The organism is Pseudomonas sp. MF6751 (assembly GCF_016613265.1).
Classification (GTDB): domain Bacteria; phylum Pseudomonadota; class Gammaproteobacteria; order Pseudomonadales; family Pseudomonadaceae; genus Aquipseudomonas; species Aquipseudomonas fluorescens_BV.
In genome coordinates this window covers 19,021-40,127 of sequence record NZ_JAENSV010000043.1, presented here as the reverse complement: position 1 = coordinate 40,127, position 21,107 = coordinate 19,021, and the positions used below count along the sequence as shown (strand labels likewise).

Here is a 21,107-nt window from a genome sequence, read left to right as displayed (position 1 = left end):
AGGCTGAAGCCTTGAGCTTGACTGAGTTGAATGATGGCGCGCTCTTCGACGCTGAGTTCGGAATAGGACATAGGGGCAGCACCGTACCGGAAAGGTCAGGTGTTGCACTCAGTTTTCGCGGCCGCCATCAATAATTTAATAAAAGTTTGCGGCCGGCTTTACCAGGCTTCTGTGCTTAACTGCTTTGGGTTAACAGACAGTTTAAGTGAGTGGCTCATGGATTTAGGGATCGATCGACAAGCCCTGGTACCGGTTGTTCAGCAGATCGTCGGCGCGGTGGCAGAATGGATTCGCAAGGAGGGGGTGAGCCCTGGCACACGCTTGCCGTCCATTCGCCAATTGGCCCTCGATAACCTGCTGAGCCAGTCCAGCGTGATCGAGGCATTCGAGCGCTTGGTGGCCCAGGGGCTGCTGGCTCCCAGGCAGGGTTCGGGGTTCGTGGTGGCGCATCCCACCACGGCCCACGAAAACCATTGGTATGAAGGTGCGGAACAAGGCTGGGGTGCATTTACCGATAGTCCGCTGGGCGAGCTGAAGTTGGGCTGCGGTTGGTTACCCGACACCTGGCGCGAAAGCGATGACATCAGCTACGCGATCCGTGAACTGAGCCGCACCGACACTGGTGGCCTGTTCAACTACAGCACACCCTTGGGGCTGCCGGCGTTGCGCGAACAACTGCTCAAGCGCCTGACCCAGATTCACGTGCCCACCAGCCTGGACTGTATCCTCACCACCCATGGCGCCAGCCATGCCCAGGACCTGCTGATACGCACGTTGCTCAAGCCCGGTGATGAGGTGGTGGTCGAAACACCCGGGTATGGCAATCTCTACCGCCAACTGGCCTTTCGGGGGGTCACGCTGCTGCAAGTGCCACGTGCCCATGGCGGCCCGGATATCCCGGCATTGGAAGCGCTGCTGCAAACCCATCGGCCCAAGTGCCTGTTCATCAACAGCCTGTATCACAACCCCACCGGCACCAGCCTGTGCCGTCCGGTGGCGGAGCGGTTGTTGGAGCTGGCCCGCGAACTCGACTTCCTGATTATCGAAGAGGATGTGTACGGCGACCTGCAGCATGCCAGTTGCACGCGCTTGTCAGCGCTGGCCCATGATGATCGGGTGATCTATGTGTCGAGCTTTTCCAAGACCCTGAGCAGCGCCCTGCGCGTGGGTTACCTGTGTGCCAGTGCTGCGATCATTACGCAATTGGCCCAGCTCAAGACCCTGACAGGCATCGGCACTTCACGGTTTGCCGAAGCCATGGTGGCGACGTTGCTGAGTAACGGCACTTACCGTAAGTGGGTGCAGCGCCTGCGCAAGCGCTTGAATGCACAGATGGCCGCGACGTTGCAGGTACTGGAGGATGAAGAGTGGCAGGTATTTGCCGCACCCGCGGGCGGGATGTTCCTGTGGGCACGACCAGGCTTGGCCGACCCCTCGCGATTGCAAGCCTGCGCCCAGCGGCTGGGTGTGTTGCTGTCGCCCGGCGCATTGTTCAGCCCCACGGGTGAGCGCAGCGAATGGTTACGCATCAATGTGGCCTACGCGGCTGATCAACGCGCATTGACGCTGTTCCGAGCCATGGGCGCGGCAAGATCGACCTCGACCATTCTGAAAACGACGCGCATGTAGCTTTTTGCCATTATTCCGGCGCCAGCGGCTTGTGCTCAGTGCCTCGGGGTTGCGAATCTCGCTGCTTGTAAACTTGGCTTATGGCATTTGCCATTGCAAGAGGATCAAGTGCAATGATTTCGGGCGTGCAACGACGTTTCGCCAACCTCGGTATGGCAAAAAAACTCGGCTTGGGGTTTACCCTGGTACTGCTGCTGACGGCCTTGGTAGCGGCCATCGGTGTGTGGTCCCTGCAGACCATCGGCCAGCGCTTCGAAGGCCTTACGTCGATGTCGACGCTCAACAGCGACCTGCTCAAGGTGCGCGTGATCGAGCAAGACTATGCGTTGCACGCCGACCCCAAGGCCGTTGATGCCCTGCATGCCAGTGTAGATGCGCTGCTGGCCCAGGCCACGCGTCTCAAGGCTCGGTCTGCCAGCAACGAGCGAGTGATGGGTGACGTTGAGCAAGCCTTGGTCGCCTATCGCCAGGCATTCGATGAGTTCGTCGAGTTGACCCAGACCAAAGACCTAGCGCTGGAAATGGCCAGTTGGTCGGTGTCCAGCGTGGCCAATAACCTGGATGTGCTGCAAGCCGGGCTGGCGGACGACGGCGCCTATGGCCTCAAGGAAAGCCAAGGCAAGGAGGGTGCGGAGTTTATCGAGCAGGCAGGGCAGGTCAGCCAGGTGTCGCGGCTGATGTTGCAGGCCATGAACGAAGCGCGGGTGCGCCTGGATCAGAGCCGCAGGGCGGACGCAGACGACGCCGGGCAGGGCAAGATCGAGCAAGCCGACCAGGCCCTGGCTGAAGTCGAGAAACTCAAAACCACGGTCAAGGACCCCGGCTACCAGACCGTGCTCAATGAAGTCTCCGGGCATATCGCGTCGTTCAGTGAAAAGCTCGGCGAATACACCGGGCTGCTGGCCCGGGAAAAATTGGTCTACACGCAATTGCATGACCGCGCCGAGCAAGTGGTGAATAGGGTCAACCAGGCGTACGCCGCCGAAGACCAGTCCATGCAAACGCAGTTGCAGCACAGCACGCTGCTGATCATCGGTTCATCTGCCCTGGCGCTGCTGGTGGGCTTGATCGCTGCATGGGTGATCACCCGCTTGATTGTTGCGCCGTTGCGGGCAGTGATCGCCGTGGCCCAGCAGATCGCCTCGGGTGACCTGAGTGGGCGCATGGAGATCAGCCGGCGTGATGAAATCGGCCAACTGATGCAGGCGATGCAGCAGATGGGCAACAGCTTGAGCCAGATGGTCAGCGGGTTGCAGGCGGGGATCGAACAGCTCGCCAGCTCCGCGCATTCATTGTCCAGCGTCACCGAGCAAACCACTGCCGAAGTCAGCAACCAGAAGGACGAAACCGAGCAAGTCGCTACGGCGATGAACCAGATGACCGCCACGGTGCACGATGTGGCACGCAATGCCGAGCAGGCGGCCCAAGCCGCGCAGACCGCGGATGCCAAGGTCGATAGCGGCCAGCAGGTGGTGCGCATGAGTCTGCAGCGGATCGAGTTGCTGGCCACATCCAGCAACAGTGCCAGCGCCAGTATCGAAAGCCTCAGCGCGCAAATCCAGAATATAGGTACCGTCTTGAGCGTGATCCAGAGCGTGGCCGAACAGACCAACTTGCTGGCTTTGAACGCTGCGATTGAGGCGGCGCGTGCCGGTGAGCAGGGGCGTGGCTTCGCAGTGGTGGCCGATGAAGTGCGGGCACTGGCCAAGCGCACCCAGCAATCGACCGAGGAAATCGAACGGCTGGTCAGCACGCTGCGCAGTGCGGCGCAGTCCTCGGTGCAGCAGATCCAGCAGAGTGGCGAGCTGGTGAAGCTGGCGGTCAGTGATGCGCTGGAAACCGAAGGGGCCTTGGGCAGCATTGCGGCGGCTGTTTCATTGATCCAGCAGATGAACCAACAGATCGCCGCCGCCGCCGAGGAGCAAAGCTCGGTGGCCGAAGAGATCAACCGCAGCGTCACCAGTATTCGGGTGAGTGCCGATCATTCGGCGTTGAGCATGCAAGGCAATGCCGCCTCGAGCATCCAGTTGGCGCAGTTGGGCGCGCAACTCAAGGGGATGGTGGGGCACTTCCGCCTTTGATCGCAGCGTAGGCGCTGCGATCTGAGGGCAGGGCGATCAGGCGTGGTTGGCGAGGAAGGTCAGCAGCGCCTCGTTGACGAAATCCGGGTTCTCGCGGCTGGAGATATGCCCGGCTTCGGGGATCAGGATCAGGCTGCAACCGATCAGGTCGGCCATTTCCTCGGACTCGGCGGGTGGCCGGGGTTTGTCCTGCTCGCCGCACATCACCAGGGTGGTGTCGGAGTCCAATGCAGGTAAGTGCGCCAAGATGTCTTCGCGGCTGAAGATCAGGCGGCCCAGCGGCACGATACTGTCCAGCAAGCGTTCTCTGGGGAAGCCTTGCAGTGACTGGCGAAAATCCCGGTACAGCGCGGATTCGCGGTCGATGCCCGGGCGGAAGAAGATCGGTGCGATCACATCCAGCAACGGTTCGGGGATCGCCCCGGCGTCTTCAATCATCTTGAACAGCGAGAAATAGTACTCGCGCGTTGCTTCGGGTTCGGCCCCGAGGTAGGTGTCCATCAGCACTACGCTGTTGATGCGCTCGGGAGCCTGCAATGCCAGGCGTGCGCCCCACATGCCGCCGACCGAGAGGCCCACCAGGTTGGCTTGCTCGATGCTCAGGTGATCCAGCAGCGCCAGGGCCTGGCGGGCGAGGTCATCCAGGGAATGGGTGGGTGCTGGCAACGGCCCGGACTCACCGTGGCCCCACAACTCGGGGACGATCACGCGGTATTGCTGCGACAGTGCTTCAATCTGCGGCGCCCACATGTCGCTGGCCCACAGGTAACTCGAACCCAGTAGCACGACAGGGCCGGCGCCCTGGTCGATATAGTGCAGCGGTTGTCCATCAATCACGGCGACAGGCATAACAGGCCTCTAATTTCACGGAGTGAGGGGCACTTTTTTACGCTAGTCGGGGGCGGGAGGATAGGTGCACATTGATGGCATGTGATGATTTCACTGTGGGAGCTGGCTTGCCTGCGATGAAGGCCTGCCAGCCGATGCTCACCTACCTGACACCCCACAATCCCACTGTGCGGGCTTGCTCGCGAAAGCGGTGTGTCAGTCAACATCAATGTTTGCTGGGAGCTTCCACCTTTGATCGTCGTTGCTTTGAGCATTGCGTCGCGTTGCCATCAATCGTAAATAGCTTTCTTCTTCCACTCGGCATCGGCGTCGACGACTTTCAAGCCCTCGGTCAGCTCGTTGACTTCGTCCTCGGCCGGCTTGCTGTTGGTCAGCACTGTGGAGTTGGCGCGCGCCAGTTGGGACTCCAGCAGTTGCAACTGGGCGCTGTAGAGCACCGGCTCCGGCTGTTTGCGCAGGTACTGCACGCCGCGCTCGAACGCCAGGCGTGCCTGGCCGGGTTGGCCTTGCAGCAGGGCGTGCTGGCCGAGGTTGTTGAAAAACTCGATGTGCAGCAGCACCAGGATATGACGGATTTCCTTGATCCAGTGCTTGGCCTCGTTGGTCGGCAGGAAGCCGTCCTGGGCGGCGCGGGTGACTTGGCCGTGCAGGGCTTCGAGCAAAAAGCGCACGTCCTTGGCCTTGGCTTCGGTCTGGATCGGGGCCGGTGGGTTGGGCACCGGAATCGATTCGCCTTGGGCGATCAGCGCATTCAGTTCGTTGATGCGGGCCTTGAGCGGTGTGCTGGACTTGTTGAGGTTCAACAGGCGCTGGTTGACGTTCAGTTCCAGGCGAGCCAGCAACAGCTTGAGCGCTGGGGTCATCAGTTGGCCGGGGAAGGTCTCGGTGATTTCACCGCAGCGACGCAGCCGATCGTTAAGCTCGATCTCGGTACGCTTCTTTTCCAGCTTGTTGTTTTCCACCACGTGGTTCATGTAGCCAATGGCGATCAGTATTACGATCCCGGCTATTACCAGCAGGGTGATCATGAGTGGTGTCACCGGTGTGACCTCTTTAATAGGGTGTGCTGTGGAGTGTAGTGACTGGGTCATCCGGCGGATAGGACCGATCGACCAGTTGCCCAGGTGATTTCTTCTATATAGGTAGGCGCTTCCTGAATAGATGCACATTGCCATCATTTGTCAGGGTGAACTATAGCGTCTTGTCGAACGCCAGAATATAGGCGCCAATGCTCGGACGGTGCCAATGCCCGCGAAGGCCGTGAAACCATGGCGAAGTCATTGATTTAAATAAATTTATCCTTGGGGGTTGACGACCTTTCAATCCATCCATAGAATGCGCGCCACTTACAGCGTAAAGCACACAGCGAAACGCGGTAGGGAGTGAATGTTGTAGGTGTGTCCCCTTCGTCTAGTGGCCTAGGACACCGCCCTTTCACGGCGGTAACAGGGGTTCGAGTCCCCTAGGGGACGCCATATGCGGGAATAGCTCAGTTGGTAGAGCACGACCTTGCCAAGGTCGGGGTCGCGAGTTCGAGTCTCGTTTCCCGCTCCAATTTACAAGCAGTGTGGCCTTCGGGCGGCATTGAGTGAAACCAGGACCAAGTCTTCGGACAAGGCCTCTGGGCACTGGAACACACACCATGTGTTTCAGTAGCGTGTCCCCTTCGTCTAGTGGCCTAGGACACCGCCCTTTCACGGCGGTAACAGGGGTTCGAGTCCCCTAGGGGACGCCATTTGCGGGAATAGCTCAGTTGGTAGAGCACGACCTTGCCAAGGTCGGGGTCGCGAGTTCGAGTCTCGTTTCCCGCTCCATATTTAACGAAAACGCCGATCAGTGATGATCGGCGTTTTTGTTTGTGCGCAATTTACTTCGCCAGCGCACCACCCCGTTCAAAGCGTCGAAGGGATCTCTTGCCGCGGCATGAAAAAACGCGCAAACAGTTCGGACTGAGATTTGATATTCAGCTTGCTGTAGATGTTGCGGCGGTGGACCTTGATGGTTTCTGTCGACAGCGACAGCTTGCCGGCGATCTCTTTGTTGGAGAACCCACTGAGGAGTAACTTGAGCACGTCCTTTTCACGTGCCGTTACTTGTGTTTCCAACTGAGTAAGTGCCTCGGCCCATGGGGCCGGCTCGGCGAGGTTTTTCGTCGGGTCAGCTTCAAAAAACATGCGTTGATGCATCAATGCCGTCACCCACGGCTTGATCAGGTCCAATACTGTTATCTGCGCCTGGGTGAATCGCAGGTTGCTGCCAAACGACATGCACAGCGTTGTGCCAGCATCGAGCCGTACATTGTATTGCGCCTCATCGACCGAGATGTATTGCGCGAAATATTGTTGGTAGTACTCGGTTTCCCGGAAGTGTTCCGGCGCAATATCGAGCAGATGGAAGAACCCGCTCTGTGGGTTTTCTCGATCAGCGATATAGAACGGGTCCAGCAGATACAGGCCTTTCACATAGCGGTGAATAAAGGCGTCGATTTCTTCGCTGTCTGCTACTTCGGGCAGGCTGATCACGCGCACCGCGTGGTCGCCAAAAACCAGCACCACCCAATTGTCTATCTGCACATATTCATTCAATACGCGAATCAACGAACTCCAGAACTCCGGGCGATTGAGCTGCATGATCAGTTTTCCAACCGATCGGTGCCAAGCCAGGCTATGAAGGTCAAGCGACATGTTCTACCCCTTTAGGGTTAGGGCTTTGCAGGCCAGAGCTAAGTACTTGTAGGTATTTACTATTCGTTGATGCTCGGTATATTCACCCCGAGCTTACGATAGCCATGAAGGCGTGTCGTGTGGACAGGGATAGTCATATGAGTCGAGCACACTTGCGAGCTATTTTTTTAGCTTCGCTCCTGGGGGCTGCAACCAGCACGCCCGCAGCCGCCGCTGAATCTTCGGTGTATCTGTATAACTGGTTCGGGTTTCTTGAACCGCAGACGCCCAGGCAATTCCAGCAGGAGACCGGCATCAAGCTGCATATGGATGCTTTCGACAGCGCCGAAATCATGCAGAGCAAGGTCATGGCTGGGCGAACCGGCTATGACCTGGTCGTGGCCACCTCCAATGTATTACCCGGCTTGATCAAGGCTGGGGTGCTGCAGCCGCTGGATCGCGCGCAGTTGAGTAACCTTTCGCACATCGACCCTGACATCCTCTCCCTGCTGGCGGTCAATGACCCAGGCAATCGCTACGCCGTGCCCTATGTCTGGGGTACCACTGGCATTGGCTACGACGTGGATAAAGTCAAGGCGGCGCTGGGCGATGACGCCCCGGTGGACAGTTGGGACCTGATCTTCAAAGAAGAAAACATCAGCAAGCTCAAGTCTTGTGGCGTCGCCATGCTCGACTCCCCCAGCGAAATCATTTCGATCGCCTTGCACTACCTGGGGCTGCCCAGCAACAGTACCGATCCAGAGGATTACCAGAAGGCCCAGGCGCTGCTGTTGAAAATCCGCCCCTATGTGCTCTATTTCGACTCTTCCCGGATCGACACCGACTTGGCCGACGGCAACATCTGCGCGGTCGTAGGCTGGGCCAATGGTGCGCTGGCCGCTCAGGCGATTAATGAAAAGTCCAACAGCGGTCGCAAGATTGCCTACAGCCTGCCGCGCGAAGGCGCCTTGGTCTGGTCTGAAAACTGGGTGTTGCTCAAGGATGCTCGCCACCCAAAGGCCGCTCTGGCGTTCATCAACTACATGCTGCAGCCACAGGTGATAGCCAAGACGTCCAACTACATGCTCTATCCCAACGCCAACAAAGATGCCACTGAGTTCGTCGAGCAAAAGTTGCGGGATAACCCTTGGATCTATCCCGATAAAAAGACTATGGCCACACTGGTTCCGCTTGAGCCCTTGCCGCTGAAGGCGGAGCGCATTCGCACACGGGTCTGGACCAAGGTCAAAAGCGGTACGTGACGCGGTCGGGGAGGGAGACAGCATGCGCCAGGGTCGTGATCAGCGTTATTTAGAGTCGGACGACTACAAGGCCTACAAAGAGATTGAAGAACAGATCGGCCTCTGTACGCCAGAGCAAGCCTGGGCCATGTATTACGTTTCGACGGGCATGGTGCGTGAAAACATTACCCTGGCCGTGATGGAGCACATTGGCCGGGGCAATCGTGCCCTGTTGCTTGAGTTTCCAGACCTGGTGCGAGTCGTAGGGCGTGACGCTGAGCCGGGGGAGATCGCCTCCAACTGGCCTCTGCTGCGAAGGCGTCGTCGATAAGTCTACTCTGCGTATCTCTGGAGGGGCGAGGTGCAGGCGGTTGTAGGTTATTATTGTGAGGCTTGTAGGGAAAGTCTGTGTTTTTTGTGGGGGCGATACCTTTTCGCCCTGTGCTCTCTACTCTGGCCACCCATTCTCCTTGTCCACTTCAGAGAACTGACCGGATGCTTCAACTCGATTTCTATTCAACCCTCGTTGCCGCTTCACTGGTGCTATTGCTGGGGCGCGGGCTTGTGGCTCGCATCGGCTTCTTACGTACCTACAACATTCCGGAACCAGTAGCCGGTGGCCTGTTGGTCGCCATGCTGCTCCTGGCGTTGCGCGCGTTTGCCGATATCGAAGTACGCTTCGATCCTTCATTGCAAACCCCGTTGATGCTGGCGTTCTTTGCCACTATCGGTTTGAACGCCGATTTTGCCAGCCTGAAGAAAGGCGGGCGGATCCTGGCGGTGTTTCTGTTGGTGGTAACGGGCTTGCTGGTGGTGCAAAACGCCATGGGTATCGCGCTGGCCTCGGCGCTCGGGCTTGACCCATTGATGGGCCTGCTCGCGGGCTCGGTGACCTTGTCCGGTGGGCATGGCACCGGTGCGGCCTGGGGCGCGGTGTTCAGTGAGCAGTATGGCGTGGCGTCTGCGTCTGAATTGGCGATTGCCTCGGCGACCTTTGGCCTGGTGCTCGGTGGCCTGATCGGCGGGCCCGTGGCGCGTTTTCTGATCAAGCGGGTCGAGGTTCCAGGTATTGGGCATCCGCAATCGAGCCTGGCCAAGGGGTTCGAGCAACCGAACGAAGAGCGCCTGATCACCGCGTTTTCGTTTATCGAAACCCTGGCGCTGGTGGCGATCAGCCTGCAGGGCGGCAACTTGTTGAATGCCGCCATCCAGGGCACCGCATTCGAATTGCCGACGTTTGTGTGCGTACTGTTCGTGGGTGTGGTGCTGCGCAATGGGCTGTCGATGCTCGGCTGGCATCAGGTGTTCGAGCGCGAAGTCTCGGTGCTGGGCAATGTCAGTTTGTCATTGTTCCTGGCGATGGCGCTGATGTCACTCAAGCTCTGGGACTTGGCGGCACTGGCTTTGCCGATTGTCGTTCTGCTGGCCGCACAGGCATTGCTGATGGCGCTGTTCGCGATTTTCGTGACGTTCCGGGTGATGGGCCGCAACTACGATGCGGCGGTGCTGGCGGCAGGCCATTGCGGCTTCGGGCTAGGCGCCACGCCCACGGCGATTGCCAATATGCAGGCGGTGACGCAGCGCTTCGGGCCTTCGCAGATCGCGTTTCTGGTGGTGCCGATGGTGGGCGCGTTCTTCATCGATATCGCTAACGCGGTGGTGATCAAGTTGTACCTGGCGCTGCCATTCCTAGGGGCCACAGGGTAAGTTTTTCAGCGCTTGCCCATGGCGTTCATCGCCTGGGCCAGGCGCTGAGTGGCTTGCTGGATTTCGTCCCGGTCGAGGGAGGCAAAGCCCAGGCGCAGCGCGTTTACCGGTTGGTCGTTGGGGGAAAACTGACGACCACTGCGCACCACAACGCCGTGCTCCAGTGCGGTGCTTGCCAACTTATCGACGTCTATTTCTTCCTCCAAACGTACCCATAGCGCCAAGCCACCCTCGGGCTCGCGCACTTGTATGCGAGCACCAAACGCCTGATCCAGGCAATCTTGCAATACCGTGCGGCGCGCCCGATATTCTTTCGACACGCGGCGCAAATGCTTCTTCAACTCCCCGTCATTGATCAGGTCTGCCAGCATGGCTTGAGCGACCGCGTCGGTATCGCCCAGCATCAGCGCGGCATTGCGTTGCAGGGCTTCAATCACAGAGGTGGGCGCCACGATATAGCTGCAGCGGAACGTCGAGCCCAGCACCTTTGACAACGAGCCGATGTAGAGCACATGGCGTTGGGCGCGGTCACTGGCCAGCGGCAGGTAAGGGCGGCCACTGAAATGGTATTCGTGGTCGTAGTCCTCTTCGATAATGCAGAAGTCATGCAGCGCGGCCAACGCCAGCAAGTGCTGCCGGCGTGCGGCATGCAGGCTCACGGTGGTGGGGAATTGGTGATGAGGCGTGAGGTAAATCATGCGCACCTTGTGCTCACGGCATAAGCGCTCGACCTGGTCGGTGCGGCAACCTTCATCATCGATGTCGACCGTGACCAACTTCGCCCCGAGCTTGCGGAAAATTGCCCATGCCGGTGGGTAGCTCAGGCGTTCCACCAGAACCACGTCGCCGGGTTTGAGCAGCAGGTTGGCGCTCAGGAACAGGGACATCTGGGTGCCCTGGGTCAGGCAGATATTTTCGGCAGTGACCGTCAATCCACGGTTGTTGCGCAGCATCTCGGCCAGGGCGCAGCGCAAGTGAGAGCCGGTGCCTTCGCTGCCGTAGCGCACGGTATTGGAGGCAAAGCTGTTGCGCAGTGCGTGGCGATAGTAACGGTGCAGAACTGCCTGGGGCAGCAGGCGGTGGTCGCTGGTGCCGTTGTCGAAAAACAGCGCATCGCGCCGATGCTGTAGAGCGACCACTTGGGCGTTATGGGTGAAATAGGGTACCAGCGGTTGCTCCAGTAACGACGGCGCGAATGACGGTTGCGTAACGCTGGGCAGCTGTTTGGGTGTCAGCTTTACATTAACGAAGGTGCCACGGCGCGGCTCGCTGGTCAGCCAGCCCTTGGTCATGGCTTCTTCGTAGGCCAGGATCACCGTCTTGCGGTTGACGTCGAGCAAGTGTGCCATTTCCCGCGTGCCCGGCAGTAACGTCCCGGGCGGCAGGCGGCCTTCGAGGATAGCGTTGACCAAGCCTTCGGCGATCTTGCGGTAAGACGCCTGGCTTGCACCTTCTTCAAGCCGGAGCAGTGGACGCCATTTACGCATCTGGACCATCTGAAGTATCCAAATCTGGAGGTTTTAATGGGCCTAGTCTAGCGCAACAATCAAGCCTTACTTATCCCGAGGTCTTTATGAATAAACGTCATGTCATCGAACTGTCGCCCTCGGGGAAAACCTTTGAAGCGGGCGACGAACTCTTGCTCGACGCCATGCTCGCCAGTGGCCTGGCCGTGCCGTTCTCCTGCCGCCGTGGCGCCTGCGGTTCGTGCAAGGTGGTGGTCGCCGAAGGTGCGTACCGGGCCAAACGCCTGGCGCCGGATACGTCGCAGCCTTCTTATCCTTTGGCAGCCAATGAGATGTTGTTATGCCAGAGCCACGCCTGTGGCGACATGCGCCTGCATATTCCCGGCTGGTCGCTGGATACGCCCGCGCTGGTAGTGGCGGCGCAGGTTCACAGCAAGCGTGCGTTGGGCCCCGATGTGATCGAGTTGGTATTGATGCCCGAAACCCCAGTGGCGGTGCGGGCTGGTCAATACCTCAAGTTCCACCTGGCGGACGGTGACACGCGCTGCTTCTCGATTGCCAACCTGCCCGATGAGGACGATGGGCGCTTGGTCTTCCAGATTCGCCGGGTAAGTGGCGGGTATTTTTCCGAGGGTATCCTAGGTGGTCTCGCCGTGGGTGAGCGTCTGCACGTGGAGGGGCCGTTTGGTGCCTGTACCTGGCAGGACGATGTGGCGGCGCCCGTGGTGCTATTCGCTACGGGTACTGGTTACGCGGGCATCAAGCCTATCTTGCTGACCGCGCTCAAGCGCGATGTCGATGTGACGTTGTATTGGGGCGGTGCGCAATCGGCGGACTTTTATGACAGCGCCTTCCTCGACCACCTGATGCTTGAGCATCCCCGTTTTCGCTGGCATCCCGTGCGGTCCTCCGAGGGCAGGGTTCAGGAGGTTGCAATGAGTCATGGGCATCAGTGGGAACAGGCCCAGGTCTATGCGTGCGGCAACGGTGCAATGCTCGGCCAGGTACGCATCCACTGCCTTGAAGCGGGGTTGCCCAGCCACCGGTTTATCGCGGAGGCGTTTGTCGCCAGTGGTCGGTCAAGTGCTGGAGCAGTCTCCCTATCGTTTGACCCGGTGTGGGAGAAAGTCGGCCCGCGTTATTCCTTGGACGGCATGCTGGCGGCGCGGGAAAAATCCATACGTGCCCTGGCGGCGATTGCCAGCCAGTTGAAAGTCGGCATGACCACCGGCGAGGCCCTTGAGATGGCCGCGAGGCAACTGCAGGCCATGGGCGCTTCGCACACCTGGCATCCGACCTACATTCGTTTTGGCGCCGACACTGTGCGCCCACCGCGCGAGGGTATTGATCGTCAGCGCAGGCTGCGCGCTAATGACATTGCCGTGGTCGATCTTGGCCCGGTGTGGGATGGCTACGAAGGCGACTATGGCGATACGTTTGTGTTTGGCGATGGGCCGTTGCACCAGGCCTGTACGACGGCCTTGCATGAAGTCTTCGATGAAACACGCCAGGCGTGGCTGCGTGGTCTGACCGGGCGTGAGCTCTACGACTTCGCCGAGCAGAGCGCTGCGTCAAAGGGCTGGAGGCTGGCGCGCAACCTGGCGGGGCACCGCCTTGCGGATTTTCCCCATGCATTGTTCGAAAGCAAGGAGTTGGCTGATCTGGAGATCCCACCGAGTGAAATGGCCTGGGTATTGGAGATCCAGCTGTGCCATCCCACTGAGCCGGTGGGTGGGTTCTTTGAAGACATGCTGATGTTGCAAGGCTGAAGAGCTGTCATTGTTGCCGAGTTGTGTTTGACGCGATGGCCCTGCAAAGCGAGATCTCACCCACAACGCCGATCCCCTGTGGGAGCTGTCGAGCTTCAGCGAGGCTGCGAAAGCGGTGGTTCAGGCGATGAAAATGTTGCCTGTACCGCCGCCATCGCAGCCTCGCCGGGGCTCGACAGCTCCCACATTTGGGCGGTGTTATGGTCGAGAGTTGTGCTTGTGGCGATGGCCCTGCAAACCGATATTCCACATAGACCGCCGATCCCCTGTGGGAGCTGTCGAGCTTTAGCGAGGCTGCGAAAGCGGTGGTTCAGGCGATGAAGAGGGTGCCTGTGCCGCTGCCTTCGCAGCCTCGCTTGGGTACCAGATGGGTCAGAGCTTCGGCAATTGCCCGACGCGGCCCATCATTTCAGTGACGATCTGCAGGTCCAGCAGGAACTGGTCGACGGTCTTGAATTCGCTGTCGGTGTGCCCGGTGTACTTCTCTTCCGGGCGGGCCAGGCCGAATTGCACGCCGTTGGGCAGGTCGTGCACCGAGGTTGCGCCGGCCGAGGTGCCGAATTTGTGCGCCATGCCCAGGTTTTCAGTGGCCACTGCCAGCAAGGCTTTTACCCATTCGCCTTCAGGGTTGCGGTACATCGGCGTGTCCAACGAGTAAGTGAAGCTCACATTGACCTTGGCGTTCTTGTCCCAGGCGTTCAGCTTCTGCTCGATTTGCGCCTTGAGCGCCTCCGGGGTTTTACCTTTCGGTGCGCGCAGGTTCACGGCCAGTTTGAAGGCTTTGTCATCCTGCCCCACAAACGTCAGTGAGGTGGTCAACGGCCCCATGAAATCATCCGCGTAGCCCACACCCAATTTGCCGCCCAGGTAATCCAGGCCCCAGTTGTCGGCGGCATAGCGCGCGGCATCGGTGATGTGGTTGTGCTGGAGGGCGACCTTGCCGTCGAGGCTGTGGATCAGGTCCAGCATGCGCGCCACCGGGTTGACCCCGGTTTCAGGCTCGGAAGAGTGAGCGGATACGCCGGTAACCGTGAGTTTGACATCCTTGCCATCGACCTTGGCCGTCACTTGGAAGTCGCCACCGTTGCGCTTGGCATAGTCGGCACCGGCCTGTTGCAGGCTGGCGGCCAGTTCGGCGGGGGTGTCGCTGACCAGCGTGGCCACCGAGGCCGACGGAATCTGGTTGTTCGCCTTGCCGCCGGTCATCGCGATGATTTCTGCGCCTTTGCCTTCGCCCTTGCGCACCGGGAAGGTGGCCATCACGGTGCCGGAGCCTTTCTCGGCGATCACCACCGGGTAACCGCCATCCAGCGCCAGGTTGTATTGCGGCACGGGGTTGCGTTCGAAGTAGTAAGGAATGGCATCACCGGCGGTTTCTTCAGTGGTGTCCACCAGCAGCTTGAATGTGCGCGCCAGTGGCAGTTTTTCTTCCTTGATCACTTTCATGGCGTACATCGCCACCACGATGCCGTTCTTGTCATCCTCGGTACCGCGGCCATACATGCGGTCGCCAATCAGCGTGACCTTGAACGGGTCGAGTTTGGTACCGTCTTGCAGCACCCAGTTTTCCGGGGTAACGGGCACCACATCGGCATGGGCGTGCACACCCACGACTTCATCACCGCTGCCTTCCAAGGAAATTTCGTACACGCGGTTGTCGACGTTACGGAAGTTCAGGTTGAAGGACTTGGCCAGGGCCTCGATCTTCGCGGCAATCTTGAGGAATTCCGGGTTTTTGTACTGTGGCAGACCGTCTACGTTGAACGTCGGGACTTCCACCAGTTCACGCAGGGTTTCGAGCGCGGCTTTGCCATATTTAACGCGGGTGTAAATGCCCAGCAGGCGATTGATCTCGTTCTGCTGCTCGGCGCTCAGGGGTTTGTTGCCCACAAACGCGCTGATAGCCGGGCCGGTGTCGGCCGTTTTGCCCAGCTCGCCTTGGGCAAGAGTGCCGAGGAAACCGCGGAAATCGGTAACCGAGGTCTCGTTGAACTGCTTCAGGATTGCCGTGCTCTGGTCTGCGCTGATGTTGGCGAAAGCGGGCGTGGCGACGGCCGAAAGGCTGGCGGCGAACAGGGTGGCAACCGCCAATTGCTTAAGTGGAAAGTGCATGGTTGAAGGCATTCCTTTGCAGGTAGTGAGTAGGAGATTTCTGACGGAAGAGACAGAAACATTTCCACACACTACCATTACTCAGGTGCCCAAGGTCAATGCTGGCCAGGGTGGGGGGCGGGATACTCTTGCGTCACGCTCAAGGCTCTAGCGTAAGGCCCATCCCACAGTTGTTCATGCAACTGGCCTACACGCCTGGCCATCGCCTCACTGCGCATCACCACCTCCAGATTGCGCGAATTATCCAGGTAGCCGCCCAACCAATTGCTGGTGCCGACCCACGCCACTTGCCCGTCGATCTCCATGGTTTTGCTGTGTATCACCCGCGCATAAGGGATAAAGCCTTGCTTGGCTTCGGGCAGGGTGACGATCTTGATCTCAATATTGGGCAGCACCGCCAGGCTTTTGAGATAGGGCAGTTCCAGCGGGTCGGTATTCCAGTTGGACACCATCAGTTTGATCGACACGCCACGGGCTGCGGCGGCGCGCACGGCGTTGTCGATCACCGCATAGTAGGGCCGGGTTCGATCCGGTCCGTAGGACAGCGGCGCGTAGTCGAGCAATTGCACGCGCACCTCTTTTTGGGCTTCGCCCAGCAGGCGCGGCAGTTCCAGCTGTGAGTCGCCCACGCCGGGCGGGTTGTAGAGTTGCGGGCTGGCCACCAGATAGTTGCCGGTACGTGCGGGTGCCGGGCCGCTGGCGGGCAGCGGCACCGGTTGTTTACCCGCCAGCGCGGCCTGGGCTTGCCAGTCTTGCTCGAAGATCGCCTGCACTTGGCCCACCACCGTTTTGTCAGTGATCCGCAGCCCGGTTTCGTGGATATGTTCCAAGGCGCGCCAGTCGAAATTCTGACTGCCGACAAACGCCTGCTTGCCATCCACCAGCAGGTATTTGGCGTGGATGATGCCGCCGCTCAGTTGCCCGTAGGGCAGCACGCGCAAGGTCAGGTTGGGAATGGCGCGCAAGCGTTCAAGGGTGGTGGCATCCGACAGCTTGATGCCTTTTTCTTCGAGCAGGAAACGAATCTTCACGCCGCGTTTGCCGGCGGCTTCCAGGTGTTCAAGCACGCTGTTCATCACCGAGCCAGGGTGGTCCGCGGCGTAGAACTGGCCGATATCAATGTGGCTTTTGGCGCCGTCGAACAGCTCGATCCATACCGGGCCGGGCTGGCGCAAATCGTCGGTGCCCAGGGCGGTGTCCACAGGCACGGTATGCACCAATTCAAAACCTGGAATGGAAAAGTCCGCCTGGGCCAGCGGACTGAGGAGCAAGCCGGTCAGGCCGGCAATACGCAACTTTATCGAAAGGGACATAAGCGTCTCATCGCACCAAAGGGAAAGACGAGCGCCCAAGGCGCCCGCCCTGCAGGTCAGGCTGTGCGGCTGTGCAGCGGGGTGGGCACGCGATGAGTCACTTCATCCTGTGCGCGGGCGCCGGTGGCGGCGCGGATCAACAGGATCTTCAACTGGTCGTTGATGCGCTCCAGGCTGTCCTGGAAGAAATTGTGGAACACCACGCAAAAAAGCGCGATGGCGATACCTAATCCCGTGGCAAACAAGGCCGTACCGATACCCCCGGAAATCTGCCCTGGGTCCGATACGCCCGCGGTGGCCAGCGCCTTGAAGGTGTCGATGATGCCGAGAATGGTGCCCAGCAGGCCCAGCAGTGGGGCGGCGGTGGTGATGGTCTCGATGATCCACAGGCTGCGGGCCAGTGGGGCGCGGGTCTTCAGGTACTGGGTGTCGATTTCGTCGTCCAGGTCCTTGCGCGAACCGTGGGTCGCCTTCTGGGCCAGCACCGGCAAGATCATGTTCAGCGGCAGGCTGTCGCGACGGGTCAGGTTGTCCGGCAGGTCACGCTCGCTGTGCACATTGGCGCCCAGGGCGTCGATCAATGCGCGTGCCTGGCGGCGCACGTAGGCGAAGTAGATACCGCGTTCGATGGCGATGAAGATCGCAATGGCCATCGCCGCGTACATCACATAGAAGGTGACGTCGTGGAGCAGGTTCATATCCATGATGGTGTTCCTCTTGGGGTGAGTCTTAGAAATTCGCTTCCAGCGAAACCGTGACGGTACGGTCCAGGCCGACGATGTACGCGGGGTCGCCATCGCGGAAACCGCTGTAGCTGGCCGCGTTGGTCTTGGTGGTGTACACGCCGTCCAGGTATTTCTTGTCGAACAGGTTGTCGACGTTCAGGCGCAGGGTCGCGTCCTTGACCACTTTCTTGTCCACCGGCAGGTAAATACCGGCGCCGAGGTTGAACACGGTGCGACCGGAAATCGCCTCGTCGTTGGTCAGGTCGCCGTAGAGCTCGCTGGTGTACTTGCCACCGAAGGTGCCGTAGAAGCGCCCATCGTCATACCCGATGTTGGCCGCCAGCATGTTCTTGGGCACGTTGGCGAACTGCTTGCCACTGGTGGGCAGCACGATGGGTTTGCCGGCGTTGTAGACGGTCAGGTCATCCTGCTGCTCGGCCTTGGTGTAGGTGTAGGAGGTGTAGTAATTGAAGTGGTGGGGCAACTGGCCGCTCCACTCCAGCTCCAGGCCTTTGTTGACCACGGAGCCGGCGTTGATGTCGGCAAAGTCACCGTTGATGTCCCGGGACGAAACCTGGCGGTTCTTGAAGTCCATGTAGAACAGGGTGGCGGCCAGGTTCATATCGTCGCCGCTGTAGCGCCAGCCCAGTTCATGGTTCCAGCTGGTTTCCGGTTCGGCGTCGATCGAGCCGGCGCCTTTGTCGTAGAGCACGTAGTTCTGCGGTACCCGCATGTTGCGCGACAGGCTGTAGAACAACTGGTCACGCTCGTCCAACTGGTATTTCAGGCCGGCGTTGGGCAGCAGTTTGTTGTAGGTCTGGTTACGTTTTTCCGGGCGTTCGTTGAGGCTGCCGTGGTTGGTGCCTTCACGCTCGACGTTCATGTAGGCCAGGCCTGCGATGAGGGTCCAGTCCGGGTTGATGTACCAGGTGTCCTGGGCCCAGACCTTTTGCGCTGGCGTCACGGTGAAACGGTCGCGCCCCTGCACGGTGTTGCCGTTGGCATCGACGATGGCGCTGTTGGAATCTGGCCAGGTGTCCACTGGCTTGCCGTTGCTCTTGAGCGGAATGAACGGCTGGGTCTGGCTCTGGCGTGCGCGCTCGTACCAGTAACCGAATTGCAGGCTGTGGTCGCCAAGGTCCCAGGTCAGCTTGGTGGTGATACCCGGACGCCAGGTTTGCGTGCGTGAAGGGCGGTAGTACACGCCGCTGTTGGGTGTGCCGTCGGCGTTGTATTGGGCGGCGGTGGGCAAGTTGCCCAGGTCGAACACGCCGCCCTGGTTCGAGCCGCGGTTGAGTGCGTAGGCGGACGAGCCGACGCCGCTGCCATTGCCCCAGTAGTAATACGGGATCACCGAAAGCGCCAGGTTATCGGCCAGTTTGAACTGGGTGTTGAGCACGGCGGTGAAGGTCTGGAACGGGTTCTGCGCCAGGCCGTAGTAGCTGTTGTATTTGCCGTTGCTGCCCACGGTCGGCGTAGCCGGGTAGGGGTCGTACTTGCGGCCGTTCTGCTGGAATTGCGCCTTGGTCAACTGGCTGTAACTGTTGTTGTCCTGCTCGTGGTACTTGAGGATCAGGTTGGCGGTGTTGCCATTGCCGGCGTCGAAAAAGCTGTTCCACTCCACCTTGTCCGCGCGTACCGCGCCCGAACCGCGCCACATCTCACCTTCGGTATGGGACACCGACAGCCAGTTGCTCAGGCCGTTGATTTCGCCGGTATTGAGGCGGGCAAAGGTCTTGCGCGTGGCATTGCTGCCGACGACCTGTTTGACGAAGGCGCCGGTTTCCTTGGTCGGGCGAATGGTCACGATACCAATGTTGCCGCCGCTGGATCCGATGTGCGGGCCGTCGGATTCCGAAGCGCCCTGGGTGACGAAGATCTGGTCGATGTTTTCCGGGTCGCCCAGCAGGTTGGAATACAGCGCGTAGTTGCCGGAGTCGTTGATCGGCATGCCGTCCACCGACATGCCCACCTGGTCGGAGTTCATGCCGCGCATGGTGAAGCGAAAGCCCGACAGGCCGGTGTTGTCTTCACTGGAGATGTTCAAGCCTGGGGTGTACTTGAGTTTGTCGATGGCATTGCCGGTGGCCGCCTGTTTATCCAGTGCTTCCTTGGTCACCGTGGAGCGGCCCTTGATGCTTTCCTCCGGCACCATGTAACCGCCCCCGGCGGTCGCCTTGCCTTGTACCCCAATGGTGCCGACGTCGCTGGTCTCTGCCATGACCAGTCCCTGGGTCATGCTGGTCGCGGCCACAAGTGCCAGATGAATACGGGTGAACTTCATCACTGTCGTCCTGGTGTCGGGTGCTTATTGCACGCTGTAGTTGAAGGTGGCGGTGAAGCGCTGCTCATTGCGCCCCCCGAAGGCTTGCTCGGGGAACGGTTTGACTTGCTTGATGCGACGCAAGCTGTTGGTGGCGGCCCGGTTGAGCAACATGCTCGAGGCCTGGGTTTGTAAACCTGAGTCGAGTACGCGGCCTTGACGGTCTACCAGCAGCCACACCACCACCTCGCCGCTCGGGCGTTCGAGGGACGCCTGGCGCCCGGTGGGGTACTGCTTGTAGGTGTCCAGTTCGTTGCGCAAGCCTTTGAGGTAACCGCTTTCCAGGGCCTGGCTATCGACCTTCGGTGGCGCCGGTGGGGCAGGCGTCGGTGCCGCTTGGGTGACGGCGGCCGGGGCTGGCTTGGCGGCCACCGGTGGCGGCGTCGGCACGGGCTTGGCGACCACGGGCGCAGGCTTGGGCACAGGTTTTGGCTTTGGCTTGGGTTCGGGTTTTGGCAGCGGCTTGGGCGGTGGCGGCGGGGGCGCCGGCTCGGCCTCTTCCTCTTCGATCACCGGCGGTGGTGGTTCTTGCTCCACCACCGGTTCCGGTATGACTTGCGGTTCCGGCTCGACCAAGGCCAATTCGACCGCCGACTCGTCATACACCGGCTCGACCTTCAACGTCTGGGACTGGATACCCAGTGCAATCAGCACCAGGGCGATCAGGGCCGGAACACTGCCCAGCAGCTGACGCGCACGAAACAGAACGTACATGATCAGGACTTACGCGTGGCGATGGACACGGAGGTGAAGCCACCCAGGCGCAGGGTGTCCATCACTTCCACCAGGCGCGAAACCTCCACGCCTTTGTCGCTGTTGACGATGATCGTCGACTTGGTATCGGGCTTTTCGGCAGCCTTCAGCGCCGGCACCAGGGCATCCACCGTCAGGTCCTTGCCGTCCAGTTGCAACTGGCCTTCCAGGCCCAGGGTGAGGATGAATTTGTTCTGCGGCTTGAGCTGCTGGGAACTGCTGGCGCTGGGCAATTGGGTCTTCATGCCGAGCGCGGGAATCACGTTCAGGCTCACCAGTACGAAAAACACCAGCAGGAACATCATCACGTCGATCATCGGGATCAGCTCGATGTGCGCCTTGCGTTTCTTGGGTTCGTCCCAGGTTCTCATTCCGTTACCCCGTCATTGAATTAGGGGCAAAACGCTAACAGCCAAAAATGACCGATTGGTTAACTTTAATTGACCGTTTAGAGGCTCTAGGACGCGTCTTTCAGA

Annotated in this window: 16 protein-coding genes, 4 tRNA genes and 1 pseudogene; 11 read left to right on the top strand and 10 right to left on the bottom strand. The window is 59.8% G+C overall.

Annotated elements, in window-relative coordinates:
• The first annotated feature begins 216 nt into the window (after nt 1–216).
• The 3 genes and pseudogenes from JJD66_RS23430 (at nt 217) to JJD66_RS28550 (ending at nt 3,710) form a co-directional block, all read left to right on the top strand.
• The gene (locus JJD66_RS23430) at nt 217–1,629 is read left to right on the top strand and encodes an aminotransferase-like domain-containing protein (protein WP_200649155.1); all 1,413 of its coding nucleotides are present in this window, start codon (nt 217–219) and stop codon (nt 1,627–1,629) included.
• A gap of 80 nt (nt 1,630–1,709) precedes the next feature.
• Nucleotides 1,710–2,852, top strand: a pseudogene (locus JJD66_RS28555) (HAMP domain-containing protein); the annotation flags it as partial.
• Complete coding sequence (locus JJD66_RS28550; protein ID WP_442800183.1) at nt 2,829–3,710, top strand: methyl-accepting chemotaxis protein; 882 nt, start codon at nt 2,829–2,831, stop codon at nt 3,708–3,710. The pseudogene JJD66_RS28555 and the gene JJD66_RS28550, both read left to right, overlap by 24 nt.
• A gap of 36 nt (nt 3,711–3,746) precedes the next feature.
• Here the strand turns inward: JJD66_RS28550 and JJD66_RS23420 are convergent, their stop codons facing one another.
• Nucleotides 3,747–4,559 carry an alpha/beta fold hydrolase gene (locus JJD66_RS23420; RefSeq protein WP_200649153.1) on the bottom strand — a complete coding sequence of 271 codons (813 nt, stop codon included), beginning with the start codon at nt 4,557–4,559 and terminating at the stop codon, nt 3,747–3,749.
• 269 nt (nt 4,560–4,828) lie between these two features.
• Nucleotides 4,829–5,599: a hypothetical protein gene (locus JJD66_RS23415; protein WP_034127216.1), complete on the bottom strand. Its 771-nt coding sequence runs from the start codon at nt 5,597–5,599 to the stop codon at nt 4,829–4,831.
• Between the two features lie 359 nt (nt 5,600–5,958).
• Between JJD66_RS23415 and JJD66_RS23410 the strand changes: the two genes are divergently transcribed.
• From JJD66_RS23410 to JJD66_RS23395, 4 genes are all read left to right on the top strand, one after another.
• A tRNA-Glu gene (locus JJD66_RS23410) sits at nt 5,959–6,034 on the top strand.
• A 3-nt stretch (nt 6,035–6,037) separates the two neighbouring features.
• Nucleotides 6,038–6,113, top strand: a tRNA-Gly gene (locus JJD66_RS23405).
• A 105-nt stretch (nt 6,114–6,218) separates the two neighbouring features.
• Nucleotides 6,219–6,294 (top strand) — tRNA-Glu (locus JJD66_RS23400).
• Between the two features lie 3 nt (nt 6,295–6,297).
• Nucleotides 6,298–6,373, top strand: a tRNA-Gly gene (locus JJD66_RS23395).
• Nucleotides 6,374–6,451: 78 nt separating this feature from the next.
• Here JJD66_RS23395 and JJD66_RS23390 read toward each other — a convergent pair.
• Nucleotides 6,452–7,243 (bottom strand): helix-turn-helix transcriptional regulator, encoded by a 792-nt coding sequence (locus JJD66_RS23390; RefSeq protein ID WP_200649152.1) that lies wholly within the window; start codon nt 7,241–7,243, stop codon nt 6,452–6,454.
• A 137-nt stretch (nt 7,244–7,380) separates the two neighbouring features.
• Between JJD66_RS23390 and JJD66_RS23385 the strand changes: the two genes are divergently transcribed.
• The 3 genes from JJD66_RS23385 (at nt 7,381) to gltS (ending at nt 10,170) form a co-directional block, all read left to right on the top strand.
• Nucleotides 7,381–8,484 carry a polyamine ABC transporter substrate-binding protein gene (locus tag JJD66_RS23385; protein ID WP_200649151.1) on the top strand — a complete coding sequence of 368 codons (1,104 nt, stop codon included), beginning with the start codon at nt 7,381–7,383 and terminating at the stop codon, nt 8,482–8,484.
• Between the two features lie 22 nt (nt 8,485–8,506).
• Nucleotides 8,507–8,794, top strand: a complete 288-nt coding sequence (locus JJD66_RS23380) for a hypothetical protein (protein ID WP_234452307.1) — start codon at nt 8,507–8,509, stop codon at nt 8,792–8,794.
• A 164-nt stretch (nt 8,795–8,958) separates the two neighbouring features.
• Entirely contained in the window at nt 8,959–10,170 is a 1,212-nt protein-coding gene (gene gltS, locus JJD66_RS23375; RefSeq protein ID WP_105226314.1) for a sodium/glutamate symporter, read from the top strand.
• Between the two features lie 5 nt (nt 10,171–10,175).
• On the opposite strand, the gene pdxR is transcribed toward gltS, so the two are convergent.
• Nucleotides 10,176–11,666: a MocR-like pyridoxine biosynthesis transcription factor PdxR gene (pdxR, locus tag JJD66_RS23370; RefSeq protein WP_200649150.1), complete on the bottom strand. Its 1,491-nt coding sequence runs from the start codon at nt 11,664–11,666 to the stop codon at nt 10,176–10,178.
• Between the two features lie 77 nt (nt 11,667–11,743).
• Here pdxR and JJD66_RS23365 point away from each other — a divergent pair, with 77 nt between their 5' ends.
• Nucleotides 11,744–13,405 (top strand): M24 family metallopeptidase, encoded by a 1,662-nt coding sequence (locus JJD66_RS23365; RefSeq protein WP_200649149.1) that lies wholly within the window; start codon nt 11,744–11,746, stop codon nt 13,403–13,405.
• Nucleotides 13,406–13,777: 372 nt separating this feature from the next.
• On the opposite strand, the gene JJD66_RS23360 is transcribed toward JJD66_RS23365, so the two are convergent.
• From JJD66_RS23360 to JJD66_RS23335, 6 genes are all read right to left on the bottom strand, one after another.
• Nucleotides 13,778–15,517, bottom strand: a complete 1,740-nt coding sequence (locus JJD66_RS23360) for a dipeptidase (RefSeq protein ID WP_200649148.1) — start codon at nt 15,515–15,517, stop codon at nt 13,778–13,780.
• 95 nt (nt 15,518–15,612) lie between these two features.
• Nucleotides 15,613–16,830 carry a phospholipase D-like domain-containing protein gene (locus JJD66_RS23355; RefSeq protein WP_200649147.1) on the bottom strand — a complete coding sequence of 406 codons (1,218 nt, stop codon included), beginning with the start codon at nt 16,828–16,830 and terminating at the stop codon, nt 15,613–15,615.
• 56 nt (nt 16,831–16,886) lie between these two features.
• Nucleotides 16,887–17,534, bottom strand: a complete 648-nt coding sequence (locus JJD66_RS23350; RefSeq protein ID WP_057978136.1) for a MotA/TolQ/ExbB proton channel family protein — start codon at nt 17,532–17,534, stop codon at nt 16,887–16,889.
• A gap of 25 nt (nt 17,535–17,559) precedes the next feature.
• Complete coding sequence (locus JJD66_RS23345) at nt 17,560–19,839, bottom strand: TonB-dependent receptor (RefSeq protein WP_200649146.1); 2,280 nt, start codon at nt 19,837–19,839, stop codon at nt 17,560–17,562.
• Nucleotides 19,840–19,863: 24 nt separating this feature from the next.
• Nucleotides 19,864–20,592 carry an energy transducer TonB family protein gene (locus JJD66_RS23340; protein ID WP_200649145.1) on the bottom strand — a complete coding sequence of 243 codons (729 nt, stop codon included), beginning with the start codon at nt 20,590–20,592 and terminating at the stop codon, nt 19,864–19,866.
• A 2-nt stretch (nt 20,593–20,594) separates the two neighbouring features.
• A complete protein-coding gene (locus tag JJD66_RS23335; protein WP_005786670.1) occupies nt 20,595–21,002 on the bottom strand; it encodes an ExbD/TolR family protein in 408 nt (135 codons plus the stop codon).
• Nucleotides 21,003–21,107 lie beyond the last annotated feature (105 nt).

What these genes read in the sequence shown, in the direction of transcription:
- JJD66_RS23430 (WP_200649155.1), top strand. Translation starts at nt 217, where the DNA reads ATGGATTTAGGGATCGATCGACAAGCCCTGGTACCGGTTGTTCAGCAG.
- JJD66_RS28550 (WP_442800183.1), top strand. Translation starts at nt 2,829, where the DNA reads ATGCAGGCGATGCAGCAGATGGGCAACAGCTTGAGCCAGATGGTCAGC.
- JJD66_RS23420 (WP_200649153.1), bottom strand. Translation starts at nt 4,559, where the DNA reads ATGCCTGTCGCCGTGATTGATGGACAACCGCTGCACTATATCGACCAG.
- JJD66_RS23390 (WP_200649152.1), bottom strand. Translation starts at nt 7,243, where the DNA reads ATGTCGCTTGACCTTCATAGCCTGGCTTGGCACCGATCGGTTGGAAAA.
- JJD66_RS23385 (WP_200649151.1), top strand. Translation starts at nt 7,381, where the DNA reads ATGAGTCGAGCACACTTGCGAGCTATTTTTTTAGCTTCGCTCCTGGGG.
- JJD66_RS23380 (WP_234452307.1), top strand. Translation starts at nt 8,507, where the DNA reads ATGCGCCAGGGTCGTGATCAGCGTTATTTAGAGTCGGACGACTACAAG.
- gltS (WP_105226314.1), top strand. Translation starts at nt 8,959, where the DNA reads ATGCTTCAACTCGATTTCTATTCAACCCTCGTTGCCGCTTCACTGGTG.
- pdxR (WP_200649150.1), bottom strand. Translation starts at nt 11,666, where the DNA reads ATGGTCCAGATGCGTAAATGGCGTCCACTGCTCCGGCTTGAAGAAGGT.
- JJD66_RS23365 (WP_200649149.1), top strand. Translation starts at nt 11,744, where the DNA reads ATGAATAAACGTCATGTCATCGAACTGTCGCCCTCGGGGAAAACCTTT.
- JJD66_RS23360 (WP_200649148.1), bottom strand. Translation starts at nt 15,517, where the DNA reads ATGCACTTTCCACTTAAGCAATTGGCGGTTGCCACCCTGTTCGCCGCC.
- JJD66_RS23355 (WP_200649147.1), bottom strand. Translation starts at nt 16,830, where the DNA reads ATGTCCCTTTCGATAAAGTTGCGTATTGCCGGCCTGACCGGCTTGCTC.
- JJD66_RS23350 (WP_057978136.1), bottom strand. Translation starts at nt 17,534, where the DNA reads ATGGATATGAACCTGCTCCACGACGTCACCTTCTATGTGATGTACGCG.
- JJD66_RS23345 (WP_200649146.1), bottom strand. Translation starts at nt 19,839, where the DNA reads ATGAAGTTCACCCGTATTCATCTGGCACTTGTGGCCGCGACCAGCATG.
- JJD66_RS23340 (WP_200649145.1), bottom strand. Translation starts at nt 20,592, where the DNA reads ATGTACGTTCTGTTTCGTGCGCGTCAGCTGCTGGGCAGTGTTCCGGCC.
- JJD66_RS23335 (WP_005786670.1), bottom strand. Translation starts at nt 21,002, where the DNA reads ATGAGAACCTGGGACGAACCCAAGAAACGCAAGGCGCACATCGAGCTG.